Annotated in this window: 3 protein-coding genes and 1 pseudogene; 2 read left to right on the forward strand and 2 right to left on the reverse strand. The window is 52.3% G+C overall.

The genetic code is table 11. The features are described 5' to 3' along the window. Positions 1-290 (reverse strand): annotated as a pseudogene (locus RMO84_RS15855) (cytochrome b6-f complex subunit IV); the annotation flags it as partial. Positions 291-602: 312 nt separating this feature from the next. Between RMO84_RS15855 and RMO84_RS15860 the strand changes: the two are divergent. Together RMO84_RS15860 and RMO84_RS15865 are read left to right on the forward strand one after the other, a co-directional pair. Beyond that, positions 603-1928 (forward strand): glycosyltransferase, encoded by a 1326-nt coding sequence (locus RMO84_RS15860; protein WP_310489407.1) that lies wholly within the window; start codon positions 603-605, stop codon positions 1926-1928. 43 nt (positions 1929-1971) lie between these two features. After that, positions 1972-3486 carry a DNA phosphorothioation system restriction enzyme gene (locus RMO84_RS15865; RefSeq protein ID WP_310489408.1) on the forward strand — a complete coding sequence of 505 codons (1515 nt, stop codon included), beginning with the start codon at positions 1972-1974 and terminating at the stop codon, positions 3484-3486. A gap of 104 nt (positions 3487-3590) precedes the next feature. Here the strand turns inward: RMO84_RS15865 and hemF are convergent. Continuing rightward, a partial coding sequence (hemF, locus tag RMO84_RS15870) for an oxygen-dependent coproporphyrinogen oxidase (RefSeq protein ID WP_310489409.1) occupies positions 3591-4343 on the reverse strand: 753 nt, incomplete at its 5' end.

Here is a 4343-nt window from a genome sequence, read left to right on the forward strand (position 1 = left end):
CCCACGATCTTGTAGGGAATCAGCCGCACGAGCTGATATACCGGGAGCAGATACCACTCCGGCAGCAAATGTTCGGGTGTCGCAAATGGATCTGCCGGATCGGGCATGGCCACCGGATTTAGCACGGCCAAAGCGATGCACAACCCGATCGTCCCCAATCCTACTGTCGGAAACAGATACAAGAAATTGTTCAACCACGCCCACCGACTGCGACCAGTGCGTTTTGGTACGGTGATGGGAGTCAGCGGGAGATCGATTTCACCAGCAGATTGTCGATCGAGTTGGGTCATGATTTACTCCTGTTTTAAGTCAAGCTTGCTGTTGCCGTGATGTTCCGAGCAAAATCGTGAGTAGTCTCTGTCTGGCAAGGAGCGAGCCGAGCGAGGAATGGCAACTGGTGGTAACGAGCCTACCTCTCTCGACGCGATCGCCGATCGGCCATTAAGATTTATTATCCAACATTGACAAGCAAAGCAGGACGACCATTTTAGGTAGATCGATCCGGAAGTCTGCACGCGTCAGTCCCAACGGGCACGAGCAGCGGCCTTTTGCCTTCGTTAAGATAAGAGAAAGGTAGATATTTTTTGAGTAGATAAATCGTCATGAGTCGAATTTTGGTAACGACCCTGGGTTCGCTGGGAGATCTCCATCCTTATATCGCGCTGGGGTTGGGCTTACGCGATCGAGGTCACGAGATCGTATTTGTGACGATTAAAGATTATCAAGCGGCGATCGAAGCCGTGGGGTTTGAGTTTCAGCCGCTGGGTGAAGATTTGATGAATGTTGCAGATCCGGAAATGGTAGCCATGATGATGGATCGCCAAAACGGCACGGAGCGCGTCTTCAAAGATTATTTGATGGTAAACTTACGCGACAATTACCATCATTTGCTAGCAGCGGCAAAGGATGTAGATTTTATCGTGGCACATGAGGTCGTCTTTGCTGCGCCGCTAGTGGCGGAAATGCTCAAACTCGACTGGGCGACAGGCATCTTGGCTCCTGGCTCGTTCTTTTCAGCTTACAATCCGTTTGTGTTGCCGCCATATCCATTTGTCGCCAAATTCCGCTGGATGGGGCCGAAGGTAAATCGCCTGATTCGGGATGCTGCCAAGATCGTGACTCGCAACTGGGGCGATCCAGTCCGCCAACTTCGTCAAGAATTGGGGCTAGCTCCGCTGCAAGGCAATCCGATTATCGATGCGAAGTATTCACCAGAACTGGTTTTGGCACTATTTTCTGCTGTTGTCGGCGCGCCACAACCCGATTGGCCGCCCCATACCGTGCAAACGGGGTTTCCGGTCTATGATGGTGGGAACGTGCGATCGCTCTCGGACGAGCTAGAGCAGTTTTTAGCAGCAGGATCGCCACCGATCGTCTTTACACTCGGTTCGGCGGCAGTCGTCGCTCCCGGTCGATTTTTTCAAGTGAGTATCGAAGCCGCCATCCGGTTAAATCGCCGTGCGGTGTTGCTCATTGGCAACAATCCCCCACTAGAACTGCCACCAGAGCTAATCGCGATCGATTATGCCCCATATTCCCAGATCTTCCCGCGTGCGGCAGCAATCGTCCATCAAGGCGGCATTGGTACCACGGCTCAGGCGTTGCGATCGGGTCGTCCGACGCTAATTATGCCTTACAGCCACGACCAACCGGATAATGCCGCTCGCGCCGAACGACTGGGTACATCTGTCACGATTTCGCGCGAGAACTACACTGTCGATCGCGCTGTCAAAGCATTGAGCGCATTGCTAACAGATCCTAGCTATACAACTAGAGCCGAAGAAATCGGTCGCATCGTCAGCTCCGAGGATGGGATCGGTTTGGCATGTGAGGCAATTCAATCCAAACTAGCCGTACCAGCGCGGGCAGTCGATCGTTGGCGTAGCCTCTCCCTCGGAGAATCGGACGATGGCAAGCTGCCGATCTAAGTCACGCTGTGATAGTATCAAAAGGCACATCGTTCTGTGACTGATGGTGTCGATCGACTCAAAAAATATCTATCGAGTAGCGAAAATTTCCAAGCTCCAGGTCGGAGCGGGATTGACAAGCATCAATCGATTGGTAGCCGTTGCCGAGGCACGGATGCGCTATCAAGTCGAGCCAGTACCGCCGGGATGTCCGCAATTGCCAGCAGGATTACAACTGCGATCGTACCAACAGCAAGCCATTACCAACTGGTTTAAAAATCAAGGTCGCGGTACCCTCAAAATGGCAACTGGTAGCGGCAAAACAATCACTGCCCTCGCGATCGCGCACCAACTTCATCAACAAATCGGACTGCAAGTTCTGATTATTATCTGTCCGTTTCGGCATCTCGTCAATCAATGGGGACGAGAGTGCGAAAAGTTCCATCTTCAGCCGATTCTCGCCTGTGAAAGCATCCACAAATGGCAAAGCAATTTCTCCTATCAACTAGCGAGAATTCATACCGGACAACAACAGTTTCTGACGATCGTTACCACCAACGAAACCCTAATTACCGCCGGATTCCAATCCCAGCTCAAATACTTACCCGATCGTACCTTAATTATCGGCGATGAGGTACACAATCTCGGTGCCAAAAAGCGCGAATCGAGTCTCCCCCGGAATGTCGGCTTGCGTCTTGCCCTGTCAGCCACCCCCGAACGCCACTATGACGAGATCGGTACCCAGAATATCCTCGATTACTTTGGGGACATCTTACAGCCCGAATTTACCCTCAAAGACGCGATCGATTGTGGTGCGCTCGTGCATTATTTATACTATCCCATCCTCGTCGAACTCACTCCAGCAGAGAGCGATCGTTATCTCCAGCTTACCCGTGCGATCTCGCGCAAACTCCTCTACAACGGCCAAGATCGCGATCGATTCGACACCCCCGATCTGACCCCCTTACTAATGCAACGCGCTCGGCTCGTCGGTGCCGCCGCCAATAAGCTGACAGCGTTGAGAACGCTGATGCAGGATCGCCTCGACACCAGCCATACCCTGTTTTACTGTGGCGATGGCAGCAGCGATAGCACCCGACAGCTCACCGCCGTCACCCATTTACTGGGTACCGAGCTAGGCTATCGCGTGAATACCTATACCGCCAGCACCTCGTTGCCAGATCGAGAGCAACTGCGCCAGCAATTTGAATCTGGGGTACTGCAAGGTTTGGTAGCCATCCGCTGTTTGGATGAAGGGATCGATATCCCCGCCATCAAACAAGCCGTCATTCTGGCTAGTAGCACCAATCCGCGTCAATTTATCCAACGTCGCGGTCGGATTCTCCGACCAGATCTCGGGAAAGATCGCGCCATCCTCTACGATATGGTCGTTTTGCCACCCGAACTCGTTGGCGGAGCCTCTCGGAACGAGAATCGGCAGACATTGGCAATGGAACGCAATTTACTCAAAAAAGAACTGCTGCGCCTGATTGAATTTGCCGATTTAGCCGACAATGCGGCTGAAGCCCGCACCCAACTGCTCGCGCTCCAGAAACGTTATGGATTGCTGGAGATTTAACGATCTACCGATTTTTATCGATCGAATCCCGCGATCTTCTACCAGTAATAACACTAGACCCAGGGTACCCTCAGATCTCTGCTTTTACTAGTGTCTATGAATTGTTAGCCTTGCCAATTTGCCCAGTCTTGAGGCTTGAGGAAGGTTTCATAGAGTTGGGCTTCGGGGGAACCTGGTTCGGGTTGATAGCCGTATTCCCACCGCACCAGGGGTGGTAAAGACATTAGGATCGATTCGGTGCGACCGTTGGTTTGCAGCCCAAAGATCGTGCCCCGATCGTAAACTAAATTAAACTCGACGTAGCGACCGCGCCGATAAAGTTGAAAATTACGTTGTCGATCGCCATACTCCATATTGCGGCGGCGTTCGACGATCGGCACGTATGCTGGTAAAAAGCTATTAGCACAGTCTTGGGAGATCGCAAATAACTCTTCCCAGGTGCGGGGTGTGGGAATGCCGATCGAGTCGCTATGTTTTGCGGCTGGCCCTTGGGGATCGGTGCCGCGATACAATGCGCCTTGTCCGTCCTGATAATCGAAGAAAATGCCCCCGACACCGCGAGTTTCATTGCGATGCTTGAGATAAAAATACTCATCGCACCATAATTTAAAGGTGGGATACAAGTCGGGACTATGCCGATCGCAAGCCGTTTTGAGCGTATTGTGGAGATGGCTGGCATCTTCAGCAAACGGATAGTAAGGTGTCAGATCCAAACCACCGCCAAACCACCACACGGGGCCAGCTTCAAAGTAACGATAGTTGAGATGGACGGTGGGAATGTAAGGATTTCGCGGATGCAGTACCATCGAAGTACCCGTGGCAAACCACTTATGACCCGCCGCATCGGGACGTTGATT

The sequence above is a fragment of the Chamaesiphon sp. VAR_69_metabat_338 genome, from assembly GCF_031423935.1.
GTDB lineage: Bacteria > Cyanobacteriota > Cyanobacteriia > Cyanobacteriales > Chamaesiphonaceae > Chamaesiphon.

What these genes read in the sequence shown, in the direction of transcription:
- RMO84_RS15860 (WP_310489407.1), top strand. Translation starts at nt 603, where the DNA reads ATGAGTCGAATTTTGGTAACGACCCTGGGTTCGCTGGGAGATCTCCAT.
- RMO84_RS15865 (WP_310489408.1), top strand. Translation starts at nt 1,972, where the DNA reads ATGGTGTCGATCGACTCAAAAAATATCTATCGAGTAGCGAAAATTTCC.